21 protein-coding genes are annotated in these 26514 nt (G+C 55.3%); 9 read left to right on the plus strand and 12 right to left on the minus strand.

Annotation, left to right across the window (positions count from 1 at the left end):
• Window positions 1-7: 7 nt before the first annotated feature.
• The 4 genes from Mal52_RS10345 to Mal52_RS10360 form a co-directional block, all read right to left on the minus strand.
• The gene (locus tag Mal52_RS10345) at window positions 8-448 is read right to left on the minus strand and encodes a hypothetical protein (protein WP_145375952.1); all 441 of its coding nucleotides are present in this window, start codon (window positions 446-448) and stop codon (window positions 8-10) included.
• Between the two features lie 83 nt (window positions 449-531).
• Window positions 532-735: a hypothetical protein gene (locus Mal52_RS10350; RefSeq protein ID WP_145375954.1), complete on the minus strand. Its 204-nt coding sequence runs from the start codon at window positions 733-735 to the stop codon at window positions 532-534.
• Window positions 736-830: 95 nt separating this feature from the next.
• On the minus strand, window positions 831-2612 hold the full coding sequence (locus tag Mal52_RS10355; protein ID WP_197534805.1) for a WGR domain-containing protein: 1782 nt from the start codon (window positions 2610-2612) through the stop codon (window positions 831-833).
• Between the two features lie 143 nt (window positions 2613-2755).
• Window positions 2756-4684 (minus strand): hypothetical protein, encoded by a 1929-nt coding sequence (locus Mal52_RS10360; RefSeq protein ID WP_145375958.1) that lies wholly within the window; start codon window positions 4682-4684, stop codon window positions 2756-2758.
• Between the two features lie 361 nt (window positions 4685-5045).
• Between Mal52_RS10360 and Mal52_RS10365 the strand changes: the two genes are divergently transcribed.
• On the plus strand, window positions 5046-6317 hold the full coding sequence (locus Mal52_RS10365) for a hypothetical protein (protein ID WP_145375960.1): 1272 nt from the start codon (window positions 5046-5048) through the stop codon (window positions 6315-6317).
• A 143-nt stretch (window positions 6318-6460) separates the two neighbouring features.
• Here the strand turns inward: Mal52_RS10365 and Mal52_RS10370 are convergent, their stop codons facing one another.
• From Mal52_RS10370 to Mal52_RS10380, 3 genes are all read right to left on the minus strand, one after another.
• Window positions 6461-6916 (minus strand): motility associated factor glycosyltransferase family protein, encoded by a 456-nt coding sequence (locus tag Mal52_RS10370; protein ID WP_145375962.1) that lies wholly within the window; start codon window positions 6914-6916, stop codon window positions 6461-6463.
• A 79-nt stretch (window positions 6917-6995) separates the two neighbouring features.
• Window positions 6996-8207, minus strand: a complete 1212-nt coding sequence (locus tag Mal52_RS10375) for a HEAT repeat domain-containing protein (RefSeq protein ID WP_145375964.1) — start codon at window positions 8205-8207, stop codon at window positions 6996-6998.
• A gap of 173 nt (window positions 8208-8380) precedes the next feature.
• Window positions 8381-11194, minus strand: coding sequence for a hsp70 family protein (locus Mal52_RS10380; protein WP_145375966.1), 2814 nt, complete (start codon window positions 11192-11194; stop codon window positions 8381-8383).
• 410 nt (window positions 11195-11604) lie between these two features.
• Here Mal52_RS10380 and Mal52_RS10385 point away from each other — a divergent pair, with 410 nt between their 5' ends.
• Entirely contained in the window at window positions 11605-12822 is a 1218-nt protein-coding gene (locus Mal52_RS10385) for an IS4 family transposase (protein ID WP_197534562.1), read from the plus strand.
• 213 nt (window positions 12823-13035) lie between these two features.
• Here Mal52_RS10385 and Mal52_RS10390 read toward each other — a convergent pair whose 3' ends face one another.
• The 3 genes from Mal52_RS10390 to Mal52_RS10400 form a co-directional block, all read right to left on the minus strand.
• Window positions 13036-14382, minus strand: a complete 1347-nt coding sequence (locus Mal52_RS10390) for a DUF1501 domain-containing protein (RefSeq protein ID WP_145375968.1) — start codon at window positions 14380-14382, stop codon at window positions 13036-13038.
• A 290-nt stretch (window positions 14383-14672) separates the two neighbouring features.
• Window positions 14673-16610, minus strand: coding sequence for a sodium/solute symporter (locus tag Mal52_RS10395; RefSeq protein WP_145375970.1), 1938 nt, complete (start codon window positions 16608-16610; stop codon window positions 14673-14675).
• Entirely contained in the window at window positions 16607-16852 is a 246-nt protein-coding gene (locus Mal52_RS10400) for a DUF485 domain-containing protein (RefSeq protein ID WP_145375972.1), read from the minus strand. Before Mal52_RS10400 ends, Mal52_RS10395 begins: the two co-directional genes overlap by 4 nt.
• A gap of 276 nt (window positions 16853-17128) precedes the next feature.
• On the opposite strand from Mal52_RS10400, the gene acnA reads away from it, so the two are divergent.
• From acnA to Mal52_RS10435, 7 genes are all read left to right on the plus strand, one after another.
• On the plus strand, window positions 17129-19801 hold the full coding sequence (gene acnA / locus Mal52_RS10405; protein ID WP_145375974.1) for an aconitate hydratase AcnA: 2673 nt from the start codon (window positions 17129-17131) through the stop codon (window positions 19799-19801).
• A gap of 82 nt (window positions 19802-19883) precedes the next feature.
• On the plus strand, window positions 19884-20750 hold the full coding sequence (locus tag Mal52_RS10410) for a leucine-rich repeat domain-containing protein (RefSeq protein WP_145375976.1): 867 nt from the start codon (window positions 19884-19886) through the stop codon (window positions 20748-20750).
• A 32-nt stretch (window positions 20751-20782) separates the two neighbouring features.
• Window positions 20783-21733 carry a leucine-rich repeat domain-containing protein gene (locus tag Mal52_RS10415; RefSeq protein WP_145375978.1) on the plus strand — a complete coding sequence of 317 codons (951 nt, stop codon included), beginning with the start codon at window positions 20783-20785 and terminating at the stop codon, window positions 21731-21733.
• Complete coding sequence (locus Mal52_RS10420) at window positions 21730-22428, plus strand: leucine-rich repeat domain-containing protein (protein ID WP_145375980.1); 699 nt, start codon at window positions 21730-21732, stop codon at window positions 22426-22428. The genes Mal52_RS10415 and Mal52_RS10420 overlap by 4 nt, the downstream gene beginning before the upstream one ends.
• Window positions 22429-22919: 491 nt before the next feature.
• Window positions 22920-23165 carry a DUF896 domain-containing protein gene (locus Mal52_RS10425; RefSeq protein ID WP_145375983.1) on the plus strand — a complete coding sequence of 82 codons (246 nt, stop codon included), beginning with the start codon at window positions 22920-22922 and terminating at the stop codon, window positions 23163-23165.
• Window positions 23162-23374, plus strand: coding sequence for a hypothetical protein (locus Mal52_RS10430; RefSeq protein ID WP_145375985.1), 213 nt, complete (start codon window positions 23162-23164; stop codon window positions 23372-23374). The genes Mal52_RS10425 and Mal52_RS10430 overlap by 4 nt, the downstream gene beginning before the upstream one ends.
• A gap of 51 nt (window positions 23375-23425) precedes the next feature.
• Window positions 23426-23782, plus strand: a complete 357-nt coding sequence (locus tag Mal52_RS10435) for a hypothetical protein (protein WP_145375987.1) — start codon at window positions 23426-23428, stop codon at window positions 23780-23782.
• 417 nt (window positions 23783-24199) lie between these two features.
• Here the strand turns inward: Mal52_RS10435 and Mal52_RS10440 are convergent, their stop codons facing one another.
• Window positions 24200-25552: a DUF11 domain-containing protein gene (locus Mal52_RS10440; protein ID WP_145375989.1), complete on the minus strand. Its 1353-nt coding sequence runs from the start codon at window positions 25550-25552 to the stop codon at window positions 24200-24202.
• A gap of 81 nt (window positions 25553-25633) precedes the next feature.
• Window positions 25634-26431 (minus strand): hypothetical protein, encoded by a 798-nt coding sequence (locus Mal52_RS10445; RefSeq protein WP_145375991.1) that lies wholly within the window; start codon window positions 26429-26431, stop codon window positions 25634-25636.
• Window positions 26432-26514: the final 83 nt, after the last annotated feature.

Genomic DNA, 26514 nt, shown 5'->3' on the forward strand with positions numbered 1-26514 from the left:
TCCAGATTCAATCATAGCCGCCGACTGGAAATACCATATCGTCTCCTGCTCCGTTGGAATCTATGCCGTCGAGCCCTATAGAGTACAGTACATACACTTCACATTTTCCTAGCTTGACCAGTTTGTACTGTAGAAGATTGTTCCAACCGTCCAATAATTCTTGTTCAACAAAAACCGGTCCAACACCTCGTCTGACTTCATCTTGCCATTGATCGGGATCCGGAAATCGATCATTTTCTTCAAAAAAGGCGTCAAACGTGCGCCCCATACGTGCTAGGTTTCGTCGTGTCACCCCTCTAGCTGTTAAATTCGGCTGCCCATAAAAGTAATAGACTCCAAGTCCCGAGAGAAATGATAGAACACATAAGAATAACGTCGTCAATGAAGGCAAGATTCCTCCGACACCTGATTTCGTCGGGCTGCTGTCACTTACATCTGTTGTTTCCATCGCCGTTCCTATTAACGATAAAAGAGCGGTAGGTCAGGCAGCAACATAAGACCGATCGATCCAAGTAGCATTTCACGACACGCTTACTTATCTGAATTCTCCGCACCCGTCTTCGCCGCTTCCTCCGCCGCAGTCACCCGTGCACGGATCTCCGCATCACACCCCTCCGCGAGGGCTTTCATCACGGGGTCTTTTTCCAGCTTCACGTTGGAGCGGACGCTGCCCATTGATTTGCGGTCGTCAATCTCGATTTCAACGTCGGTGACTTTCGGTAGATCGAACGCCATATTGCCTGGGAGCCTTTGAGGAGATTGCAAGAAGCGGCGGTATTTCGAAAGCGGGCCATTCCCGATCGACTCCGCCTAACGTGCGACATGCCGAGTTACGTTTTGACGTTCGCGAACAGGTGATACGATTCCTCAATGTAGTCAGACAGTTTCTTGTAAAGTCCCTTTTTAAATGCAGCCGTGTAGAAATACTTCTGGATCTTCTGAGCTGTTTTCAGTTCCGCGTAACCTTCGGCAAAGGCCTGCCAGCGTTTTTTCGTGCTGAGGTTCTTGTCGCCGAACCGTTTTCGCAGGTCCGATAGCGAGCGCCCCTTTCCCAAGAACTCTTCCAATGTGGCCCGGTAATCGCGTGCTAGCTTCATCGCGCCGATTTCGTTCATTGCTTCGAGGGCGGCCAATGACAACTCGGGCCAGTTGAACAAAAACTGCCACACACCGCCGTTATCAGTTTCACCGATGAAGTTGAGCAGAACATAGAACACTTTCTGGCGCCGATTCAGTTTGTTCCACAACGCACGGCGACCCGACTTTGATTTCTTGTATATAGGATCCATGAAGGCCGTAGCGTACTCCCAGATGCGGTTGTCATTCTCGTCGAAGTTAGCCCATGGATACGTGGCATTAATTTCAACGAGTGTGTCGAGTGTGACCGTCGCTACGAGGATTCTTTCTTGCTGGTTGTCGTCATCGAGGCTGAACAAGAATTCCTTCGACGAGCCTGATTTCTGTTTTGTTTTTTTCCGTGGTCGTTTTAAAAACTCTGCTTCAGCCTGTTCTATCTGTTTGACCAGTTTCTTGTGGATGGCCGGTTTCCGCGCCTGGGTCTTTTGCTTCTCTTGATCCCAGTACTCGTGGTACTCCTTCCATTCCTGCTTTCGCTTCACAGCCAGATTGTCGAGGTGCTGCCGTTGGATCGACTTCCCCTGCTTCTCGATAACGGGTTTCTTGCCTTTGACCGCGACCACCTGTTTGCGAATCTGAGCTGCGCTCGATCCTCGCCTATTTTTCCAGACGACCGTGAACTCGCTCGCATGAAGTCCCTGATCGTCGAACGTGACGAGCACGGTAAACGGCCGATCGTCAGGATTGTACATCGCATAATTCTTCTGTGCCTGCTTATGCTGGAATCCCTTGACGATCGCCTCTTGCATCCGTTCCATCAGTTCACGCTCAAGTGCCCGTCGCTCCTTTTCAATGGTCGCCTCGTCAACACCCTTTTGTTTCTCAATCTTCCGTTTCTCCTGCTTGTAGCCCTTTAGTTCAAAATAAAGGGGTTGCGGCCGGACGAATGAGCGGTGCGATTCATCCAAGGCGGTGCAGGCGGGGCGCACGAGCACCGTGGGACCGATCTCCCAGACGGCCACATCAATCCATGGATCTTGAAGTCGCATGTGTCGCAGCAACCAGATCCATACGTAATGACAACGATCCGCCATATCTCGCTTATTACCGAACAGACAGTGATGCATGTTCTTGCGACGCGTGAGATCATTCAAAGTGATGGATATTTTTCCGGAACCATTTGAAGGTTGCGCTCGTTTTTTCTTGGGAATCGTCGAGGGAAATGAGACCTTTCTCACTTTTTTTACGTGATGTTTTTTTATTGTCTGTTTTTTGGGGGCCAGCTTTTTCGCAGCCTGCTTCTTCGTGGTACGTGTTTTCTTCTGCGAAACGTCCTGGTAGCCTTTCTTTAGCTTGGAATCTATCAAACTCGTGTAAGACGCTTTCGCTTCGGACCGCGTATCAAACGTCTTCGAGAGTGTGCGCCCAGACGTACCAATGCGGCCATAGACGACCTTATGAGAATTCCCTTTCAAGGTAATGTTCCAAAACTTCTGGGACTTTCCTTCGGTGAATTGAAGTTCACGGTTCGGCATTGTAGTTCCTCGTAGCCCGCATATTTGGCAGGCCATTTCCGAAGGATTGTTCTGAACACTCCACCCTGCAACTCATGACAACGCAAAACAGCCCCGCCAATTTATCATCGTTAGCGATGGATACGCGCAACAACAACGCCCAATCACTCCCCATCTCCCCCCTCCGCACCCGCCTTTGCCGCTTCCTCCGCAGCAGCCACCCGCGCACGGATCTCCGCGTCGCACCCCTCCGCGAGGGCTTTCATCACGGGATCTTTTTCCAGCTTCACGTTGGAACGGACGCTGCCCATAGACTTGCGGCCGCCGATTTCAATGAGGGCCGCATAGACTCGTCGGCGGATGCGTGCGTCTTTATGTTTTAGATAGGGCAACACCGGGCCTTCGGCGAGCGGTCCCATTTTTATCAAATACCGCACCGAATCGTCGCCGGAAAAGAAGTCTGTCAGTGCGGTGGCCAGTGCTCGCGCGGTGGTGGGCGTGTTCAGCTCGACGAGGGCCTGCATCAAGGCGGCGCCATCGTCAGGCGAGTGATGTTTCCCGCCCATTTGCAGAATCATTTGTTCGGTGTCGTCTGTTTTCCAATGCAGGATCGCCGGGATCTGATCCTTTAGACGAAAGAAGGGCTTGCCGATGGTTTGTTGCAACACCTTGGCAACCTCCTCGCGCCGCTCGTCATCCACATCCATCCGAGCCAATGCTTTGAGAGCCTTTTCGGGACGGCTGACATTTTCCTCTTGCAGAACGCGAAGGGCCCAGTCTAATTCCGCTTCACCCGGACGAGCTTTTCCGGAAATGTCGGCGCTGCGAATGGCGTTTTCGTCCGCTTGTCGTTTCCTTTCCTCCGCCCGCAGTTTTTCCTCGGCCGCTCGTAGTTCAGCTCGGCTGGGCAGGTGCTCCGGCAATTGGGCGGCTATGGTCACCAACCCCGCATCCGCATCGACGTTTTCCGGTTGCCCCCAATCCAGGCTTTCGGCAAACACTTGTGCATTCTCAACCGGTGCTACCACAAACTGATACCGGCCGTTCCCCAAAGCCTCCATGGCGACGAGTGAAAGTTTATTTCCGCCGTTGTCGAGCGCTTCGGTTTGATTCTGCAGGTACAGTTGCACCAACTCCGGGCTCCCCTCGGCGCCGTGGACTTCGACACGCACCACTTTCTCGTCGCCGTGCTGGAGCACCAGTTCTTCAATATCGGGATCCGGGATCGGCGTCGGCAATTGCGCGCGAATGTGAATCTCGCGACCCTGCACGTCCGATACGGACCCTACACCAATTTGTTCAGCAAATTCGCGAAGATTGATCGCCGGGCCAACGAGAAACGTAAACGTATTGTCCTGCCGCCCCATATTGAGGACGCGTGGATAAGGCAAGTCGGAGCGGATCACCTTGTATTCAAAGCGGACAAATCCGGGACCCGCTTTGCCCCACTGTTTTTTGTGTTCTTGCAACGCTTTTTGTGCAGCGGCGTCTTTGTTCTGTTTGGTTTGTTGCGACGCGCGCTCCTGTGCCCCGGCATAGATGCTGTAAGCGGCGCGGAAGATTTTCCGATTCAAATAGCGATTAGCAGCAGCTGTATCCCCCACGACGTTGTTGATCACAACCGTCGCTACTTTTTCCTTGCCGAAATTGGAAATGAGCGCCTTTTTGTCGCGATCACCGCGTGCCTGGCGTCGCTTTTTCAAGCTCGCCTGATACGTTTCTTGCCGCTTCGCTTTCTCCTCGTCGCTCAAATCCTCTGCAGCGATCCCTTCGTCCGACAGCCCTGGTTCACCCTCAACAGCAATGCGCTCCTCCGCTCGATTCCGCGAAGAGACCACCATGCCGATGATCGTGCCGATGCCCAACAGAAGCACAAACCCGCCCACAATTCCGCCGATCAACAAGACCCGTTTGTCGACGCTCGCTCCGCCGCCCGACGACGACCGTGGTCGCGAACTGCCAGCCGCACGACTTCGAATGCCGGGAACTTCGACCGTCGCACTACACCCCCGACAACGAAACGTCCGCCCCGCTTTATCATCCGAGAGCTTGTACGTCTGCCCGCACGTAAAACATTCCGCAACAATGGCCATTGCCTGATTCCTTCGAGGAATTCGTCTCAGGGGTAAGTAGGCGAATACAAACGTATGCAGAAGAATTGCCAGGGCCACAGAGTGGGGCCGCTAGAAACAAATACCATATCCCAACAAAGACACCCCCGTCAAATCGAAAGCCGCCCCCCAAACAAGCCCCAACCACTGCACCCGTAGGGTGCGTCACGACGCACCTTTCTCGCGCAGTACGGTAGATACGCCTACCCCAAAAACAACGCACATTCCATTGATCCAGACCCCTGTGCCATACGTATTGCTTTTCAGACTTGAATCGGTGACTATTTACGCCACTTGCTCACAAGCTCACTGCTCGCCTTATTGCAATCTTCTGGAGTGACCCATGACAAAGAAGCGATGCGTTCTCGTTTTAATGGTTCTTGCATGTTGGGGTCTGTCGAGTATTGCCAATGCAGCCGACAAACAATCCGATATCCAGCAACGGCTTGAGGCCATTCTGAATGAGCGTGCAGCCATCACCGGCGTGTATGCCTGGGACTTCGAGTTGCTGGCACTCAAGGGGCAGCTCCCTGACATAGCCCGTCAAGGTCCCGCAGCAGCTCTCAAAGAAGCGCACCAGAATGGTTTAGCGAGCTTCAAAGAACAACCGAAAACTGGTGAAAAGGGATATACCTCAGGCAATGCGTTGTTCGACTGCAATGCCGGACGTTTCTACCTGAACGTGGAATCGGTATCAAAATGGGTGAATGGGGCTGCTCCCCATATCGCAACGCGAGTTCGTTGGGGTTTTGATGGCGAGACCTATTCCATGTGGACCCGATCTCGACAGGGAACCAGTCTACCACCGCAGGAAATAACTCCCGCGGACAGTAATCACGGTACTCGTAGCATAGCGGAAGGGGAAATCAGTAAGACCGTCCCCTCGACAGACACTTACCGGGCCTATCTCTCGACGTCGGGTACTTGTTTCTTACCTCCTTTTGTCAATCTGTTTGGCAAAGAACCACTGCCAACAAACTTAAAAGAGTTCATCGCGTCGCGCATTTCAAGCAAGAGCGTTTTGGCTGTCACCGAAAATAAAGACGGTATCATTGAGTTCTCGTTTGAATCTCCAAACGCAAGTCCTCAGTCCACAAAACCTGACAAGATCGTATTCACTTTCGATCAACGCCACGGAGGGATGCTGACTCGAGTTTCAAAATTCTCCGCCGGACTGCCGCACGCGATTGAGGAATATCTCATCGAGCCGGGAGAATGGGAAGCGGGGGTTTGGGGGCCTGCGCAAATCACTTATGTGAACTGGCTCAACGGATTTGGAAGTCGCGCAAAACTCACGCAAAGGAAAATCCGGCAGGATGTGGAGGCAAAAGAATTTCGCGTCGAAATGCCAATGGGGACGATGGTCAACGACAACATCAGCAAAATGAGCTACATCGTGGCCGATGGCTCAATCGATGAGGCCCAATCCAAGGAACGATATGTGGCGGCTCACAATGTTGTTCCGGTGTTGAGTCACGATGCCAATCAAGCTGATGGATTTACCCCGAAAGCGTTAACTGCCTGGGCCAAGACGTTGATTGCCATCAGTCTTGCAATTCTGATCGGGATAGCCGTAATCGGAATTCGCAGGTTCCGCAGAGGAAGCACCGCTTGAATGATTTTGGCGCTGCCGCCTCTCCCGCTGTATTGCGGCAGGGCGGGAACCCCGTAGGTCAGGCTCCCGCCTGACGCGAATCAAGTTTGGTAACCAACCCCACAAAACGGGAGGGCCGTTGTCCGACCTGCGCCTAATTTGCACTAGAGTAACCGCAGGTAATAATTCCCTTTATAATTTTCAATCACATTTTCGTAAGAATCAAATTCAAATGCGACTTTGATTTCTCCCCTTTTTCCACGTCCCGCCTTTTCTAATTCATCATATACAAAATCGACAATGTCTGGCTGAATTCCGTTTGTATTACTTAGCCTGAGGTATATGTCAGTCTCAAAGAATACATACGCTCGGAATTCTGGCACGCTTTGGGGGAGAATGGCGAAATGATGAAGAGGGCAAGTACTCCGGAAATGTTGACTAACATTTTTTTCCACCTGGTCAAGGTTACGGAATTCTTCTCGAGATTCTCTATTTGCCCGCTCAAAATCTTCCGGGCTAGGAACTCTGTTTGTCATTTCAACACCATTTTTCATTATTCGCGGGTGGCCCCGAAAGATTCTTTCGGGGCGGCGCAGCCGCAGGAGAGGGTTGCGAATCATCAGCAACTCTGCGGCACAGCTTTTGCCAACTTCGCGGCTCAGAAAGAAACGCTCTGGGCTACCTGCGGGGGCAGCAGCCTCAATCGTTGTTAGATGTCGGCGCTGTCGTCTCGATCTGCTTGATCGCCTCGGCGGCCATCCGGCGGGTATCTTCGTCAGGGTCCTGCAGTGCTTTGCGAAGTTCCGGAATAATGGACTTCGCGCCCGGCCCGATCTGCCCCAGATGCTGAATGGCCTGGCGGCGTTGGTAACCGCTTCCGTGTTTAATCGCCTGGACGAAGTCCGTCAGATCGTCTCCATCCTTATAGAGTTCCCGTAAGCTTTCTCTTTCCTGTTCTTGTTGCTTAAGCCACTCGCGCATCCCTTGCTCAGCCTCGTCTCGCTTCTCACCTTTCAATCCGAGTGCTTCGATCAACTCGGGAACGAGCTGCGGGTCCGGTTCAATATCGCTCAGCGCATTGACTGCCCAGCTGCGGACGAGGCGGTCCTCATCCTTCAACAGCTTGCGTAGCGCTGGTACGGCAGACTTCGCATCGAATTCCAACCCTCCCAGAATTCCGATTGCCATTGCTCGGATGGTTGTTGGATATTCTCCCGTTGCAATCTTTACAAGATAAGGCACTTCAATCTTCGTATGACCAGAAGAGATCATCGGACCAAGGTAGGCAGGAATGGACAAAGCGACCATGGTCCCTCGCTGCTTCTGTGCGTTTTCAGATTGTTGGTCGTCGTCGCTAGGCAGGCTGCCGTACACCAAATTCAACAGGTTTTCATATGTTTCCCATGGCAAGGAGTTGAGCAGCTTAAGCAAAATCGGCCCAACGGGTTTGTCCTCCGGCGTGGCAAACAGCAGCACGTAGAACATCGTAGTTCGCGTGGATGCGGTAGATGATTCGCTGAGGATGATTCGTTCCAAATCGGGCAACGCGACCTGCGCTTCAGGTCCCAAGAGCATCAGCATTTCGGCCGCCACACCGACAACATTTTCGTCAGTGTTCCTCAGCGCTTTAAGCAACTCGGGAATTAGCGGCGTTGCTTCCTGTCGAAAGTTGCCGCGTCTCTTGAGTCCCTTGAGATCAAGAGGCTCGCCCTCCCAAACCAAATCCGAAAACTCACTTACCTCGATCCTCACGAATTTAACCGCTTGTTCGCGGACCTCCGCGTCCGAGTCGTTTAATCGATCGACCCAGTACCTCAAAGGCTTGCGGCCAGCCACCGGGTCGTCCCACCCAAACACCGATGCCACACACGAAAGCTGAACCACTAGAGCAAACAGAATAGATCGTCTCATGGCGATGTCCTCGATGACGGCCAGTTGCGGGGAATATGCCTGCCGGAGCAGAAAAACCTATAAATCAAATGCAAGAAAGCGTCAATGCAGGATACCAAGCAGAGTGCTGTTGCCGTATACGCGAGAAGCCGGCGATTCGCACGTTCCGCGTTGCCTTGCAAGACTGTGTCACACTACCCCAACCGCAACCCAGCCGGCAAACTCTCACCGAATACAATCCCTTGTTCGTCCGCTTCCAACTCCCCACCATCGCGCACCAGCGTCACGAAGTGCGACGGGGCGTCGTGGTCTTCCAGCCAGTCGACGACGCGCTGCCGGGTCTCGTCCGACACGTCGCGATAGCGGTCGCCGGTCTTGCGGGTGAGTTGCATCAGCGTGAAGCCCAGGACCGGATCGGGATCTCGGGTTTTGAGTAACTTGTCGATCCAAGCTTCCACAATCGTCGGCGCCAACACGCCATTGAGCGGACCGTGCAAGGGGATGCGGGCAGCGGCGCGGCCTAAGGCCCATGCGGCTGCTTCACGAATCGCAATCGCGCCCTCGTTGCTGATGATCTTTAACAAGACCGTGCCGAGTTCCTTTTTGACGTCGAGGCTTAAGGACTCGAGCGAACCGAGCAGCCGCAGCACTTCGACGATCCCCGCGCCGCCCGAGGGCTTGCCTTTTTTCTTCGACGACTTTGGACGATTGCGAACGGCCGAGAGTAACGGAGCGGCCAATGTCCAATGTTGCCCCGCCGCTAAGCCGCCGCCAATCCGCCGCCACAAAATCCAAAACTCCGCCTGACAAGTCGGGTTGGCATGAATCAACTTGCCCTGCAATTGCCGCCACGTCTGTGCGACCCGCCAATCATCGACCGCCATGCCGAAACCGGGCCGCAGCGAATAGCCCAGCAGGTTCAGCCAACGTGCTTCGTGTGTCATGCTCAACTTGCGGCCCGCTTCGACCTCCATCAAGCATTCCCACATCTCCCGCAACAACGACGGTGGCCATTCATGCCGGCTCATCCCCGCTGCGGCCGCCAGCCGTTTGACCAATGATTTAGGATCACCCGCATCGGTGAAGGTTTCTTGGATCAAGGCCCGGCAGGTGGCAATGGTCTGTTCATCCACAAACCCCGCCGATTCGCCGCCACCAGTGTGCGCTTCGCGGTCGGTGTGCGTGGCAGCGCGGACGTCGAATTGCAACTTCCAAGTCCGCGGACCGTCGACCTCACTGCACCACATGTCCATCGTGCCAATCGTCGTCAACCGCGCGTGCAAATGCACCGGCAAGATGTTGGCGTCGGAACTGCGCGACTTGAGCACTGTCCGAATGGGCGGCAGCGCCGACATCTGTTCGCGGTCAAACGGCACCGCATCGCCCGGTTGGTCGGTCAGGCGGGTACTCGACACAAAAATCGGAAACTCAACCGGCTCGCGGATCCGCAAATGAAACGCGCGGTCGGTGAGATCGACCCCTTGTTCATCTTCAATACCAGCAGGCAACAGGCAAACCGCCGTCGTCTCGTCGTTCTCCGCCGATTCCGCCCCCACGTAATATGTCCGCGGCAACCCGGCGGCGATCTTTTCACCCACCCCGCGGCGCACCATGCCATAGTACGCCGCTCCATAGGCGACCGCCAAATCAAGCCGGTCGTTCTTGAGCACCAACGGTTGCCAATCGGACCCCGCTGCAGGCGAAAACCATTGCGACAATTGATCCAACATCCGCTCGCGCAGCGTCGTCGATTCAAACAACCCACCGTTGAATACCACAATGTCAGGCCGCGCCGGATCGTGGTCGACCGGATCATCTTCGTCGGGACGCGCATCGTGCCGGTGCGCCGATAAAAAGGCCGCCAGGTAACGCGTGATCGCCGGGTCGGGCGCGTAGGGCAGACCGAATTCTTGAAATCCCGAACTGCGTCGCGAGGGCTGCGCATCGAGTTCAACAGCAGGCAAAAAACCATCCAACAAAATCCGCCGCACATCCGCTTCGGAAACTTCTGTTTGCAATCCGCCGCCAATCAGCTTCGAACCGCCACCGGGTAGGTTGATGACAAACGTCTCCGGCGGATTCGCACCCAACAGCGCTTCCTTAGCGCGGCGACAGGTCCGCACAAGCACGCCCCATTGTCGCGGCGAAAGTTTCTTACCGCCTGCGGTCAGTTTTCCTTCGACATGATGCGCGAGCGCCAGGTCTAGGTTATCACCGCCCAAAATCAGATGATCGCCCACCGCCACGCGATGAAACCGCACCTTCCCCGCACTGCCGGGCCGGACGCGGATCAAGGTGAAGTCGCTGGTTCCGCCGCCGACGTCGCAGATCAAAATCTTCTGTCCCGGTTGCACATGATTTTGCCAATCGTTGCGATGCCGGTAAATCCACGCATAAAACGCCGCTTGCGGTTCTTCGAGCAACACAATCCGCGGCAACTGAGCTTGCGCCGCCGCCTTAACCGTCAACTCACGAGCCACCTCATCAAACGACGCAGGCAGCGTGATGGCGACGTCTTGTTGTTCCAACGGATGTTCGGCAAACCGATGATTCCAGGCCGCACGGATATGCGCGAGAATGCGGCTGCTGACATCAATCGGCGAAAGCATTTCAACATCGTCCGCCCCATGCCAAGGCAGCAGCGGCGAGGTACGGTCGACTCCCGAATGACACAACCACGACTTGGCCGAACCAATCTGACGTCCGGGAACCGTCTCACCATGATCTCGCGCAAATGCCCCCATGATGTAGGAGCAATTCTCATCGCCCCAAGGCAACCGAAGTGCGCCAGCGGCAAATTCCCCCGCAGCCGGTTGATAATGAAACGACGGCAATGTCTCGCGCGCTTCGACCTCCCCGGCAGCGACCAGTTGCGGAACTTCAAACGTACAAACCGTGCCACTCTCATCCTCAGTATCGACAAATGCCACCGCGCAATTCGTCGTTCCTAAATCAATACCAACGACAAACCGGCTCAGCGTACGTTCGTTTTCCGTAGAATCAGGCATAGTGGAAGAAGAGCAGGGGGGGGATTTTAGTGAGTCGGGATATTAACCACGGAGTGGAAAGAGGCTATAGGCTTTAGGCCGTAGTCCATAGGAAAGCATTGGCAGCCTAATCCTAAGGCCTACAGTCTAGAGCCTACAGCCTAAATTCTCCGTGGTGAAACAAACGCAGGCGCGCACCGCGATCGTAGAATCCCCGCCGGTCACAGGCAAGCGTAGCGCCGAATGCGATAGCAGCCCGTTGAAGAATCAGAAACCTCACTAAGCTGGGTGCCACTGCTGGCTTGTCCAGCAGTGCTTTTGCCAACAATACGGTTTTCACTGGCGGACAAGCCCAATCCTGTTCGGCACGGAATTTGCGCCATGGGCTTTGGTAGTCTTTCATAACTGCCAATTTGACGGAGAGGCGCCCTGTGGCCAGGAAGAAAGCGAAGCGGGTTTCCGATGCGGATTTGACCGGACTGAAATATCTGAAACGAATCTCTTCGCTGCTCAAACGCTTGCGGCCCGTCGGCTGCGAACGGGACAAAGCGGGCAATCGCGACTTGTTTTTTGATCAGTATTGCGGGTTGATACTGCTGTACATGTTCAACCCGATCGTCACTTCGCTGCGCGGCATGCAACAAACCAGCCAACTCAAAAAAGTGCAGCGCTTGCTGGGCTGCCAACGGGCTTCGCTGGGTTCGTTGTCCGAAGCGGCACGTGTGTTTGACCCGGAATTGCTGCGGGAAATCGCCGGTGAACTGCTCCAGCGCGCTCCGCAACGCGCCGACTGCGACCCGCGGCTGAAAGACTTCGCGCAGACCTTGACCGCCGTCGACGGCAGCCTGCTGAAGAAGCTGCCGCAAATCACGCAGGCCTGTTTTGCCACCCGCAACGATCGCGGTTTTAAGCTGCACGCGCACTTTGAAATCCTCAAAGGCGTGCCTGTCAAATCGGCAGTCACCGACGCCAGCGGCCAAGGACCGGCCAATGAAAAAAACGTGTTGCGCAGCCAATTGGAACCGGATCGCTGCTACGTGATCGATCGCGGTTACGAACAATTTTCGCTGTTCAACGCGATCGTCGATGTCGGCAGCAGCTACGTTTGCCGCATCCGCAACGACCGCGCGTTTACGGCTGACGAGGTTCGCGAACTGGACGAGGAGGCGCGGGCGGCGGGCGTGTTGGAAGACGCCATCGGCCAACTCGGTTCGCCCAAATCGCGACGGATTGAGCATCCGCAGCATCGCGTGCGGCGGGTGGTGATTCGCGCCGAAACGCATCCCAAGCGAGGCGGACGCAAGCGGGCCGCTGCCACGCACGACGTCGTGCTGGTGACGAACTTGCTGGACGTGCCGGCGGAAATCATCGCGTTGATTTATCGCAGTCGCTGGATGATCGAATTGTACTTTCGGTTTTTGAAACATGTGCTGGGCTGCCGCAAGTTATTAAGCGACTGTGACAACGGAATCGAAATTCAAACGTACTGTGCGATCATCGCTTGCCTGCTGATCAGCCTAGTGACCGGCCGCAAGCCGACGCTGCGGACGTATGAAATGCTTTGTTATTACTTCCAAGGTTTGGCGGATGAAGAAGAACTACTGGCCCACATAAACCGTTTGCCGCCGCACGCCACGACAAGCGTCTAACCCCACTCGCTCCGCGACTCCCCGCAGATGACGAGCCGCTCAACGCTGCGCTGAGACAACTCCCCACCCCACCAACCGCAGCCCTTGCAGCCACGCCCTCCCCCAAAAAACAAGCAAACACACCGCCACCTTGCCATCACGCCCAACAATAGCAACAATCGAGCCGAACAGGATTGGGACAAGCCGCCAGTGGCACCCTTCGACAACGGACTGTTAGGCCATCACTTCGCTGATCGGCGTCGGATCGCTAACCAAGTGCGTTGGGCGGCCTTGCGGCGTGTAGAGCATTTTGTCGGGGTTGATCCCCAACTTCGAATACACGGTCGACACAAAATTCTCCGGAGAGAGGACACGGTCGATGGCCGTATAGCCTTTGCGATCCGTGGCGCCGACTACGGTATTCCCAGGCGTACCGCCACCGGCCATCAAGACCGACATGGCGTTGGCCCAGTGGTCACGTCCCGGTGCCGTACGTCCGGCGAGTTGTGAAATCTTCGGCGTGCGGCCGAATTCGCCCAAGGCGACGACGATTGTCGTTTCCAACATGCCCCGCTGGTCGAGATCTTCAATCAGCGCCGACACGGTTTGGTCCCACTTCGGCAAACGTTTGCTACAAGCGGGGAAGATGCTGCCGTGATGGTCCCAGCCACCGTCGTAAACGGTGACAAAAGGGACACCCGCTTCGACCAAACGGCGAGCCAATAGACAGCGTTGCCCAAAACCGTCGCGGACATACGCTTCACGCGTTTCGTCCGTTTCGCGACTGATGTCAAAGGCCTCTTGGGCTTGCTGCGAAGTGACCAGATCGTATCCTTGCGAGAAGTATTCGTCGTATCCGCCGATCGGGTCGCCGGCCGCCTTGTCGGCAATCCGCCGCATTTTGTCGACCTGCGCACGAATATCGGTCCGTCCCGAAAAACGTCCGGTGCCCAACCCATCGGGCAGGGCGACATCGCGGACGCGGAATTTTTCTTTGTTCGGATCGTCTGCCACAACAAACGGAGCGTACTTGGCACCCAAGAAGTTGGGGCCGCCCGAACGCGCCATACGCGGCATCGAGAAGTATTGCGGCAAGCCGGTCGGTTGGCCCAATTCGTGCGAGACCACCGAACCCATGCTGGGATGAAAACTGACAAACGCACCGCAGCCAACCGGAATCCGTGGCGGCGCACCGGTCATCATGTAGTGGTTGCCCGCACCATGGTTGCCTTGGTTGTGTCGGATCGAGCGAATCATCGAGAACCGGTGCAAATTGCTCGCCAGTTTCGTCATGTGCTCCGAGAAGTGGACCCCCGGCACGGACGTGGCAATCGGATCAAATTCGCCGCGAATTTCCGCCGGCGCCTCCGGCTTGGGATCGAACGTCTCAAAATGGGTCGGTCCGCCGTCCATCCAAATCAAAATGCAATTCGTCGCCTTCTTGCGACCGTTGGCCACAGCATCACTCGCGTGCGCTTGCATCCGCAATGCGTCAACAAAGCTTCCGCCAAACAGTGCACCTAAGCCCAACTTCAGGCAGTCACGACGTCGAAATCCTTCGCAATTGGTCGAAACGGTCATTCAAGAATCCTCAATCAAAGTCTTTTCGCTAACTCCGGTTGCCGTACGAATTGAGATATTAGTATATCCTGATGAACACCCTTTGCCCAGACATCCTGACCAGTTTATCCTGGCCAAGGGTGGTCGTGTGTACACTTTGCTGGTGGGGTGTCCAGTATCATTTTCGGCATTCACCCGACGTGAATATCAATCCCGTCGGTATCACCGTCACGGTTTGACGCAATGAACCCCTACCAACCTCGACTCTGTAGGAGGGCGTAGGCTGTTTAACTAAACACGTTTCCCACTTATCATTCAGCCACCGTTTTCGGTTGAGTCATCAACGACACCACAATCAACGTCAAAAATCCCAACGGAATCGTCACAATTCCCGGTTGGCTGAATGGCACCAGTGCGTCACCAGCCGGTAGGCCATAAACTTTGGTGTAGGTATCCGCGCTCAGCAGAATCCACCCCAGGGAACTGGTCATGCCGACCACGACGGCGGCGATGATTCCTTGTCGTGTCGTCCCTTTCCAGAACAACAACATCACTAGCGCCGGCAGATTCGCCGAAGCAGCTACGCTAAAGGCCCAGCCGACGAGATAACTGACGTTCATCTCTTTGAACACGATGCCCAACACAATCGCGATCGCACCGACGAAGACCGAAGTGATCTTTGCCACGCGGACTTTTTCGCCGTCGTTCAACTCCACACCAAACGCATGTGTGACCAAGTCGTGCGTGACTGCTCCGGCAGAGGCCAAAATCAATCCACTGACCGTGCCCAGCACCGTCGTAAAAGCAATCGCTGAAATCGCCGCGAACAGCCATTCGTTCATGCTCCGCGCCAATAGCGGCGCTGCCATGTTGCTGTTGGTGACATCCATCGACCCGCTAGTCATCGCTCCCAGTCCCATATAGAGCGTGAGCACATAAAAGAATCCGATGCTGCCGATGCCCACGATCGTACTCTTCCGCGCGGCGGCGGCGTCTTTGACCGTGTAATAACGAATCAAAATGTGCGGTAACGAAGCGGTCCCGCAAAACAGCGCCAGCATCAGCGACAGAAAATTCAATTTGTCCAGCAGTTTGGTGCTGCGGATACCACTAAACGTGGGATGCTCGCCCGGACGCAACACTTGGCTGCCGGCGGTCGGTTTTTGGAAATAGACCGTCGTCGTGGTCCCATCCGGTTCGGTGATTTTCTGATTGCCCCACAGCACGACTTCGCTGTTTTGCAGCGTGCTGAAAAACGAAAGAAAGCCGAGCTTCCCGGTCCGCGACTCCCCGCCGGGCAACTTCGTCACATTCCCCACCGGATGCAATTCCGCCTCACCCTTTTTTGTGCCTTTGACTTGGCCGTTGACCAGCGTTTCCCCGTCCGTGGTATGCGTTTCCGACTGCGCTTCACGCAGCACCAATTGGCCCGGCGCGATTTCGGCTTCGCTCCAAACAGAGACGACCCCCGTTTCGTTATTTCGAAAGCGGCGAAAATTCGTGTCGGCCCATGGCCCCTCAGGCGGAATCGGGGTTGTCCCTTTCAGCGCAGGGAGTGCGGCAAACTCCGCCCCGCTGCTTACCGGACCGAGTGTTTGAAACTCATAACCATCCTCTCCGCCCGCTTTGACCTCAAATCCACGCTCAATAATCATCCACGTCAGAATGGCGCTGAACAGGACTAATAGCGAACCTTTGAGAAACTGCACCCAGGTCGTTGAGACCATCCCAGCGGAGACGACGATCAGAATCACCGTCACACCCACTAAAACAACTCCCACCCAGTGTGGAAATCCGAGCAGCGGTTGCACCAACACGCCCGCGCCGACCATTTGTGGAATCAGATAAAACACACTGACCGCCAAAGTGCTGATCCCCGCGGCCAATTTGATGCCTCGCGATTCAAACTTCGCATCCAGCGCGTCGGCAAATGTGAACCGCCCCAACCGCTTCATCGGTTCGGCGATCACAAACAATGCCACAATCCAACCCGCGAGATAGCCGATTGAGTACAAAAACCCGTCGTACCCATAAAAGGCAATCATCCCGCAGATGCCCAAAAATGATGCCGCCGACAGGTAATCACCCGCAAAGGCAATACCATTGACGAACCAGGGGATCTGACCGTGCGCGGTGAAATAACCCTGTGAAGATTTCGCCTTGCTGCCCAGATAAAAACTGAGCCCCAATGTGATGGCGACGAACAGAAAGAAGAAGACAACAGCCTGGGTGGAGGGTTCGTAAATCATTTCTCCACCTCTTTCGCGGCGACGTCTTCATCGTCCGGTTGGCACATCCAGCCGTAAATCAAGGCCAGCAGCACAGCGGCGATGATCAAGCCAAATCCGTACAAAATCGCCAGATTCACACCGGCAAAGGGCAGGACTTCCATGGTTTCCGGCGCAAAAGCGTTCAGAAATACAAACCCGCCGTACAGCAGCAGGTACACACAGAAGAGCACCATCCCGATTCGCGCGTTGCGTTGTCGCATATCAACCTCGTCATGAGTTGCTGAGATATTTGGGAAACAACCAGGATAACGAGCCTCGTTGACGGACGAAACCGTGTCCATCGGGTATTACCGCTCCTCTCAGCCACTCGATTCGCGATGCAGGCCGTAGGAACCGTGCATCCTGCCGTGACAACCGCTCACTTCTCTTTTTCCCAAGACCTTAATATCATCAGGGGCACAAATGCTGATTACAGACAATATTGGCCGGAAAAAACCGGATTCTTAGCGGAATAGCGTAGACAGGGAGAGGTACCGATGGCTGGCGGAAATCCGTTTGGGGCAGAAACGAAAATCAAAACCGTGGGGGGCGAATACACCATCTTTCGGCTGGGCAAGCTGATTGAGGATGGGATCGGCCATATCGAAAAACTGCCATATTCCATCCGCGTCCTGCTGGAAGCCTGTCTCCGCAACGTCGATGGCTTTGTCGTCAACGAAAGCGACGTCACCAAATTGGCCGCTTGGGATGCTAAAAACGTCGCCCGCGACGAAATCCCCTTCAAACCGGGCCGCGTGGTCTTGCAGGACTTCACCGGCGTGCCCGCTGTCGTCGATCTCGCCGCTCTCCGCAGCGCCATGGTCCGTATGGGAGGCGACCCGCAAAAAATCAATCCGCTCGTCCCCTGCGATTTGGTCATCGACCACTCCGTGCAGGTCGACGAATTCGCCACCCGCTTCGCCCTGGAACACAACGTCCAACGTGAGTTCGAGCGGAATCAAGAACGGTACCAATTCTTGCGGTGGGGCCAACAGGCGTTTGAGAACTTCCGCGTGATCCCGCCGGCCACCGGCATTGTCCATCAGGTGAATCTGGAATACCTCGCCAAGGTCGTGCTCACCCGCGATGGCGTTGCCTTTCCCGACAGCCTGGTCGGCACCGACAGCCACACCACGATGATCAACGGCCTGGGCGTCGTCGGTTGGGGCGTGGGCGGCATCGAAGCTGAGGCGGTCATGCTCGGACAACCGATCTACATGCTCACGCCGGAAGTTGTCGGCTTCAAACTCTCAGGAAAACTCCCCGAGGGAACCACCGCCACCGACTTGGTACTGACGGTCACCCAAATGTTGCGAGCGCATGGCGTGGTCGGCAAGTTCGTCGAATACTTCGGCCCGGGCCTGGAACAAATGAGCCTCCCCGACCGGGCGACTTTGGCCAACATGGCGCCCGAATACGGTGCCACAATGGGCTTCTTCCCTGTCGATGATGAGACGCTCGCCTACATGCGCCGCACCGGACGCACCGACGCCGAAGTCGATCTCGTCGAGCGATACTACAAAGAACAGGGAATGTTCCACACGGCCGAATCCGCCGATCCGGAATTCACCAGCACGTTGGAGTTGGACCTGAGCACCGTTGTCAGTTCCATGGCCGGTCCCAAACGTCCGCAAGATCGCATCTTGCTGACCAACATGAAACAACAATGGCGCAAGGACTTGGCGGAAACGTTCGGCAAGTCCGCCCCCTCGGCGCCCGTCACCGTGCAGGACAACGGCAGCACCTCGCAGATCACCGATGGCGCGATCGTCATCTCCGCCATCACCTCTTGCACCAATACCAGCAACCCCTCGGTGATGTTGGCCGCCGGCTTGTTGGCCCGCAAAGCCCGAGCCAAAGGACTCAACCGTCAGCCGTGGGTAAAAACCAGTCTCGCTCCCGGCAGCCGTGTGGTGACCGAATACCTCGAAAAGTCGGGCCTGAACGAAGACCTTGACGCACTCGGCTTTCAAACGGTCGGCTACGGTTGCACGACCTGCATCGGCAACAGCGGCCCGCTCCCTACGGCCGTTTCCGAAGCAGTCACCGAAGGCGATTTGGTTGTCTCGGCCGTTCTATCCGGGAACCGGAATTTCGAAGGCCGCATCAACCAACAGGTCAAAGCCAACTACCTCGCCAGCCCGCCGCTGGTGGTCGCCTATGCCATCGCCGGTACGACCGACATCGATCTCAGCAAAGATCCGCTGGGGAAAGACGCCGATGGCAACGACGTATTCCTCAAAGACATCTGGCCCACGCAAAAAGAAATCATCGATACAATCGCCAGTTCGCTGGACGCCGAAATGTTCGCCACCCAATACGCGCATGCCGCCGACGGTCCGCCGGAGTGGCAGGCGATTTCCGGAGCCGAGGGGAACCTCTTCGCCTGGGATGAAAAAAGCACCTACGTCCAAGAGCCGCCCTTCTTTGTCGACATGCCGGTCGAGCCGCCGCCGATTGCTTCGATCAACGGCGCACGCTGCCTGGTCTCCGTCGCCGATTCGGTCACCACCGACCACATCAGCCCCGCCGGCGCTATCAAACCCGATGCACCTGCCGGATTGTATCTCCAAGCCGAAGGCGTGCCCGTCAGCGAATTCAATAGCTACGGCAGCCGTCGCGGCAATGACCGTGTGATGACCCGCGGCACATTCGCCAACATCCGCCTGCGTAACCAACTCGCACCGGGCACCGAAGGAGGCGTGACGACCTATCTGCCGACCGACGAACAAATGTCGATCTACGATGCGTCACTGAAGTACAAAGAATCCGGCACGCCGTTGGTCGTTCTGGCCGGAGCGGAATACGGCACCGGCTCCTCGCGCGACTGGGCTGCGAAAGGAACCTACCTGCTCGGCATCCGCGCAGTGATCGCTGTATCTTACGAGCGGATTCACCGCAGCAACCTCGTCGGCATGGGCGTATTGCCTTTAGAATTCCAAACCGGCGAAAGCCGCGACGCCCTGGGACTGGACGGCACAGAAACCTTCGACATCGCCCTGACCGACGACATCAAACCGGGCCAAGACGTCGAAGTCACCGCCACCAAAGCCGACGGCAGCACCATCAAATTCACCACCCGCTGCCGCATCGACACCCCGGTCGAAGTCGAGTACTACCGCAACGGCGGAATCCTGCACAAGGTGTTACGAGACTTGGCCGCGAGTTAATCTCGCCAAGCCACAAACACAATGGAGCGCTCCCATCACCGACTCCACCCCCAAAAGCCGCCTCCCACGCACGGGCACGCTGGTGCTCATCGCTGTGGTGTTGCTGATTGGTGGTGGGGCGTTGATGGTGTGGTTGCCGTATCATCGCAATCAAGTGGTTATGGCTGAGATTGAGAAACTGGGAGGAAGAGCAGTAACAGAGATCGTTCGTCCTGCGTGGATACCGGATGCAATAGACGACCAATACTTGGCAGTATTCGAGAGAGTATGCTGGATTGATTTGTTCGATACCCAAGTCACTGACGCAGGGCTTGAATGTCTCCGAGGACTGACCAACCTTGAAACTCTGCTCCTTAACAGCACCCAAGTGAGTGATGCGGGACTTGAGCATCTCCAAGCGCTGACCAACCTCGTTGACTTTTCGCTCGCCGACACCCAAGTCAGTGACGCAGGGCTTATACACCTTCGAAAACTGAATAATCTTGATTATTTATCTCTCGACAGTACACAAGTCACTGACGCTGGGCTTGAGCATCTCCGAAGGCAAACAAAGCTAACGGTCCTTGATCTCGACGACACCCAAGTCAGCGACGCTGGACTTAAGCATCTCCGAGGGCTGACCACACTTAGAGTCGTGTGGCTCCGCAACACACAAGTCAGTAATGCTGGATTAGAACATCTCCGTGAATTGATCAACGTCAATCGCCTCTCGCTTACAAATACTCAGATCAGCGATGTCGGATTGGAGCATCTCAAAGGATTGACCAACCTTGAATCCCTATCGCTCGACAGCACTCGAGTCAGTGATGTTGGGCTTGAACATCTCCAAGGTCTGACAAATCTTCAGCGTCTATTCCTCTTCAAAACCAACGTTACGAATGCAGGAATCAAAAAACTCCAGAAAGCCCTACCTGATTGCGAAATCGAATGGACACCACCATCGGAATAACGCCGAACCACTGACACAAATGAGCGTCCCCCATGACCGACTCTGCCCCCAAAAGCCGCCTACCACGCACGGGCACGCTGGTGCTCATCGCCGTGGTGTTGCTGATTGGCGGTGGGGCGTTAATGGTGTGGTTGCCGTATCATCGTGAGCAACAGGTGATTGCTGAGGTCGAAAGACTTCGTGGACGAACGGGAATTACTATCGTTCGTCCTTTCTGGGTCCCGGATGCGATCGATGATGAGTATTTGGGGGTGTTCGAGAGAATAGCTTTTGTTGAATTCTCCAATCCCCTGGTCGGCGATGCGGGACTTGAACATCTTCATGGGCTCACACACCTTGAATCCCTTTCCCTTTCAGAGACCCAAATCACGGATGTAGGGCTTAGGCATCTTCGGGGGTTGACCAACCTTCAGTGGCTAGTCCTCGATAATACGCGGGTTCGCAATTCCGGTCTTCAGCACCTCCGACCGCTAATCAAGCTGAAATACCTATATCTCAACAATACGCAAATCAGTGATGAGGGGCTTGAGCACATCCGAGGGTTAACGAAACTCGAAGAACTGTCACTAAATGGCACTCAGGTCAGTGATGTCGGGATTGAACATCTACGCGGGTTAATTAACCTGAACTGTCTATGGCTTGGCAACACCAAAGTCAGCGACGATGGTCTAGTGCATCTTCAGGGGTTAACCAATCTTGCCGACATCTCCTTTAGCAGCACTCTAGTCGGTGATGAGGGCATTGAACATATCCGAAAGCTAACTGACCTAATGTACCTGTCGTTCGATGACACTCAAGTGAGTGATAGCGGGCTTGAACGCCTGCAACGACTAACCAACCTTCGCTCCCTAAACGTCAGCAACACAACAGTTACACGAACAGGAATCGAAAGGCTCCACCAATCTCTACCCAATTGTATAATCAATTGGACGCCCCGAGTGAAAAGACTCCAAATCAATGACATAATTGAGCGTTTACCATGACCGACTCCGCCCAAAAAAGCCGTCTACCACGCACAGGCATACTGGTGCTCATTGCTGGGGTGCTCCTAATTGGCGGTGGAGCGTTGATGGTGTGGTTGCCGTATCATCGGGAGCAGAGGGTGAGTGCTGAGTTTCAAGGGTTGGGCGGAACTACAGGAGCAAGGATCTTTCGTCCCGCCTGGATTCCAGATGCGGTTAGTGATGAGTATTTAACCGTGTTCGAGAGAGTAAGCATAGTTGATTTATCTGAGACCCACGGCAGTGATTTGAGGCTTGTGCAACTCAGGGGGCTGACCATGCTTAAGGTACTAGATCTCCTTGGCACCCAAGTGAGTGATTCAGAGCTTGAGCATCTTCGAGGACTGACAAATCTTGAGAACTTGCAGCTCAGGTATACCCAAGTCTCTGATGCTGGGCTGGAACATCTCCGAGGACAAAAAAATCTTGCGTACTTGGCGCTCGGCGACACGCAAATTAGTGACGCAGGGCTTGGGCATCTTCGAGGACTGACAAACCTTCAACATTTAGCTCTTGACAACACTAAAATCAGTGATGTTGGCCTAGAGCACCTCCGTGGGCTGACCAACCTTGGGTACTTGTTTGTCGAAGACACATATGTCACGCAAGCAGGGGTCGATAAACTCCAGAAAGCCCTACCCGATTGTCGTATCAGTTGGACACAATCATCGGAATAACACCGACACGCATGAGCGTATGCCATGACTGACTCTGCCAAAAAAAGCCGCCTCCCACGCACGGGCACGCTGGTGTTTTATGATTGGCATTGCAGCCTTGATGGATTGGGGCCATCTCACCGGGAACAACAGTTTCAGAAATCATTCGCCCTGACTGGATTCCAGTTACATTAGACGCCTAATCAGAGTCCCGTTCACGGGACTTCCCCCGCGGAACGCAGGTATTCGCCCCGCCGTTTACGGCGGGGAAACTAGCGTCACCTCGCGCCGCTGAGCCTCGTTCACGAGGCTTCTCGCTGTACGGCTTGAGCCACGGCCGCGCGGTTTTAGCAGAACGCAAGCCCCCGCCGTAAACGACGGGGCGAATACCGCTGTGCGGAAAACCCGGTCAACCGGGCTGGCCTCAGGCGCTGGCCGGAGATCGGGCTGAGAGGAACGCTTCGCTCAAATTCTCTTTGCCACCTAGGACCGCAATATGCTATAATTTCAGCATGAACCCAACCGCTAACAATACCGCATTCGACCGAGCGACTGATCCGTTGCTGAGCATTCTCAGTCCTGACCAGGCGCACCGGATTATTGATTTTCACGCCGATGCCGAAATGCAGGCACGCATCGAAGTTCTTGCTCACAAAGCGAACGAGGGTGAACTGACGGACGAAGAGCGGGCCGAATACGAAGGCTACGCGCAGGCCAACCGGTTCATCGCCGTCTTGCAAGCCAAGGCGCGACGATGAGTGCACGATCGACCGCTAATTTCCTGACCATCATGCTGATGATCATGTCTGCCGTATGGTTGATGCTGGGATATCTCGAACCCGCTGTTTCGCGAGAGACGCGAAATATGGGGGGATATACGAATTTGTCGTTGGGTGTTGGTGCCGTTATTTTCTTTTGGATGGCGAAGCGGGAGCCTCGGACGAAACCGGACAACGACGCTAAATGATTCCGTCTTGCTAGTATCCCACTTAGAATGGTGACCGCCTTAGGTGTAGCTGTGTTAAGCATTGAAGAAGTTGGCGGGGGATGGTTCGGCGGCGGAGTCTACGCTACAACGATTTCGATCGATTGCGCATCCATTATTCAATTCAAATCGGATTGGGCGGAAGCATTGCGTTGGATTGCTGAGTGGCGTGAGCGCCGAGTTGGCCAATCAGGAGACGTGACGTTTTTGGTCAGGTCTGAAACGACGGCGGGATCAATGGGCGCGTTCAAGGCGTTTATTGGCGAACAATTGCTAAACAATCCATTGCCTCCTACTGAATTGCAAGGTCACCGAGTCGATGTTGCACTTTTCTTGCTACCGGAGATGGAACAGTATTTGGATCTCATTGTATATCCGAATGGCAATTGAGCGGCGCGCATTTTATGACTTTGGATCGCTCTGCAACGCGAAATGAATGAACGTTTTTTGGGCGCGCTCGATACAGAGTCCCGTTCACGGGACTTCCCCCGCGGAACGCGAGTATTAGCCCCGCCGTTTACGGCGGGGAACACAGCATCACTTCGCGCCGCTGAGCCTCGTTCACGAGGCTTCTCGCTGTACGGCTTGAGCCACGGCCGCGCGGTTTTAGCAGCACGCAATCCCCCGCCGTAAACGACGGGGCTAATATCGCTGCGCGGAAAACCGGGTCAACCGGGTTTGGCTGCTACACTCGCAATCAGCCAACAGCGCAAAAAAAAAATCCCGCCGTGCTGTCCAATTGACAGCCGGCGGGAATCCGGACTTGCGGGAATCCTTAACGTTGCATGCTTGTAAAGTCTTGGTCTGCTATTCGACGCGTGTCTCGAATTTCACGGCGCCGCCTTCTCCTCCCGCAAGCGGTTCATCCAACTCCCAGCGGAGAATCAGACTTCCCGCACCGTTGTCTTCGGTGACAAACTTGCCGGCGTGGTCCGAGGTCGCAGTCCCTTCAACATAGCTCAACCGCACGGTGAGGTTGTCCATGATGACCACTTCGTTCACCGGCAGGTCGCCAATGTTATCGTAGCGAATCGTGAAGGTGACGATCTCTCCTTTTTCAGCCACATGTTTGTCAGCCAACTTCACAAGACGAATCTGACCCTTGCTCTTGTCGGGATCGTCGGTAGCGGCCAACTCTTGTGCAGTCCAGGTGGAATACACTTCGTTGGAGCCGGTGGTTTTGGCGGCCAGCACCGGATAGGCGCGATGCGACCAAACCGCTGCTGCTTGCACGGCTTTGCCAATCACGGCCGCTTCGTCCTGAATCAACTCGCCAGCGACGATAAACTTGTAATCCTCGAAGGCGTTGATCAACTTCGTGTTTTCGACCAAGGTGACCGGCTTGTCGACCAACGACGTAATCATGTCGCGATCCAGGCCACTGGCACGTTTACGCATCCGCACCCGCTCAGTGCCCAGGTTTTCTTGATGCTCGACGATCGCCGTGCGGTTGTAGTAGTTCACGCCGTATTCCGAGACTTCCGAACCGACCGCCTGATCGATGTCCGTTCCTTCACCCAGTGTGCTGATGACGCTCACTGCTGCAAAACGCGGCGAGTAGACAGCGACGCGGTTCGATTTTTTAATATGCCGCTCGCCGATTTCATCGCGGTACTCAGCAATCGCATCCTCAGGATCGAAACCGCCCAAGCCGTAACCTGTGTAGTGCACCGACGTGGCCCGGTCGCCGCCGTCGTAAATGTATTCGTCCGGATATTTCGCTTGCGAGGCTGTGTTATCCTCGGTGATCATCGTTGGCATCGCCGGCGGAAACAACGCATGCCCGCTGCCAAAGCCGACGCCGCCGGCTGAGTTTCCATCCAGGCAATCCTCAGGGCAGTACTCCGTCCCCATACTATGGCCGGACAGTTGTACAATTTCACCCGCCGTCGAGTTGCGACGCGAATTCACACGTTCGGTTTGAGCCGATTCAACATGCACGGCCGATTCCACCGGGGCGGTGACGCCTGCGGGCGTCTCCTCAATGGCATTGACGGTGAGTGTCTCGGTGTCGGTACCGAATGGATCACCGGAGATTTGGTTCCGGCTACTGGAACAAGAGCACAGTCCCAATAACAACAGTGCGGCGGGAACATAGCCCAGACGCATTGCCGCATGTCGCCATCGCTGTGCTGCGCTGTCTGTTTTTTGAATTGTCATGTTCCCGTGTCTCTGTATGTTGCCCGGAGTGTGGTATCGCAGTGTGTACAATGGACTGAATTGATTCGCTGGCTAAAAACTCTATTTCGTAATCATCCGTCCGGATGGGGCGACCGCTTGACCAGGTGGTTGGGCTGTCGCCGAGACAGCAATCGGCGCTTGGTCGCCGAAGAAATCATTGTTGTTCCCTTGCATCAAGGGGACACGGCCTCCCAAGCGGACAATGGCCATCGGCCGTCCGTAGTAATCGGCGGCGGCGAGTGCATTTTGTTGCGGCGCCAAAACTTCCACCGGGACCTTTGCGTCGAATTTGATCGGATTGGCCAATTGCGGTTGTTCCAGATAAATCACTTTGGTGACCATCCGGCCGTTGAGCGCCAACTCGATTTCTTTGTCGGAGAATGTAATGGGGATCGGGAAGTCAGCCGCTCTACCGCGCGGAGGATGCAGTCGATCCAGCAGTTCGATGCTGGGATACAACTCTGCTCCGGGATGTTGCGGCATGTGACTGATTCGAAAGCGATAGACATGCCCGACAAGCATGCCGATCTGTCCGGGGGCCGGGGATTCGTTGGCCTCTCCGCCAGCTCCGTAGAAGGTGACTTGTCCGTCTCCGGGAAGTTCCACCCGCACCGGCTGAAAGTAGTGGCCGTCGGCTTTGCCGATCAAGCCCGCCCAACGTCCGGCGACACCTGGCGGCGTGTTTTGGTTCAACGGGTAATAGCGGCCTGAGGACTGAGCCCAAGCCGTAGACCCCGTAGCCCATAATGCCAGTCCCGCGAAGAGGATGGTCAACGACCGGCTAGTCATGTTTCGGCGGACGAATCCGACGAGTAGCTTTGCCGTATCTTGCCGTGTCTGTTCAATGCGCCACATCACGATTGACGTTCCAGGCAATAGAGAAAAAGTGGTTGCGACCGATAAATTGTGTCGTCACTGCCCAAGCGTTTTATCGCTCGGGG

The sequence above is a fragment of the Symmachiella dynata genome (genome assembly GCF_007747995.1).
Lineage (GTDB): Bacteria > Planctomycetota > Planctomycetia > Planctomycetales > Planctomycetaceae > Symmachiella > Symmachiella dynata.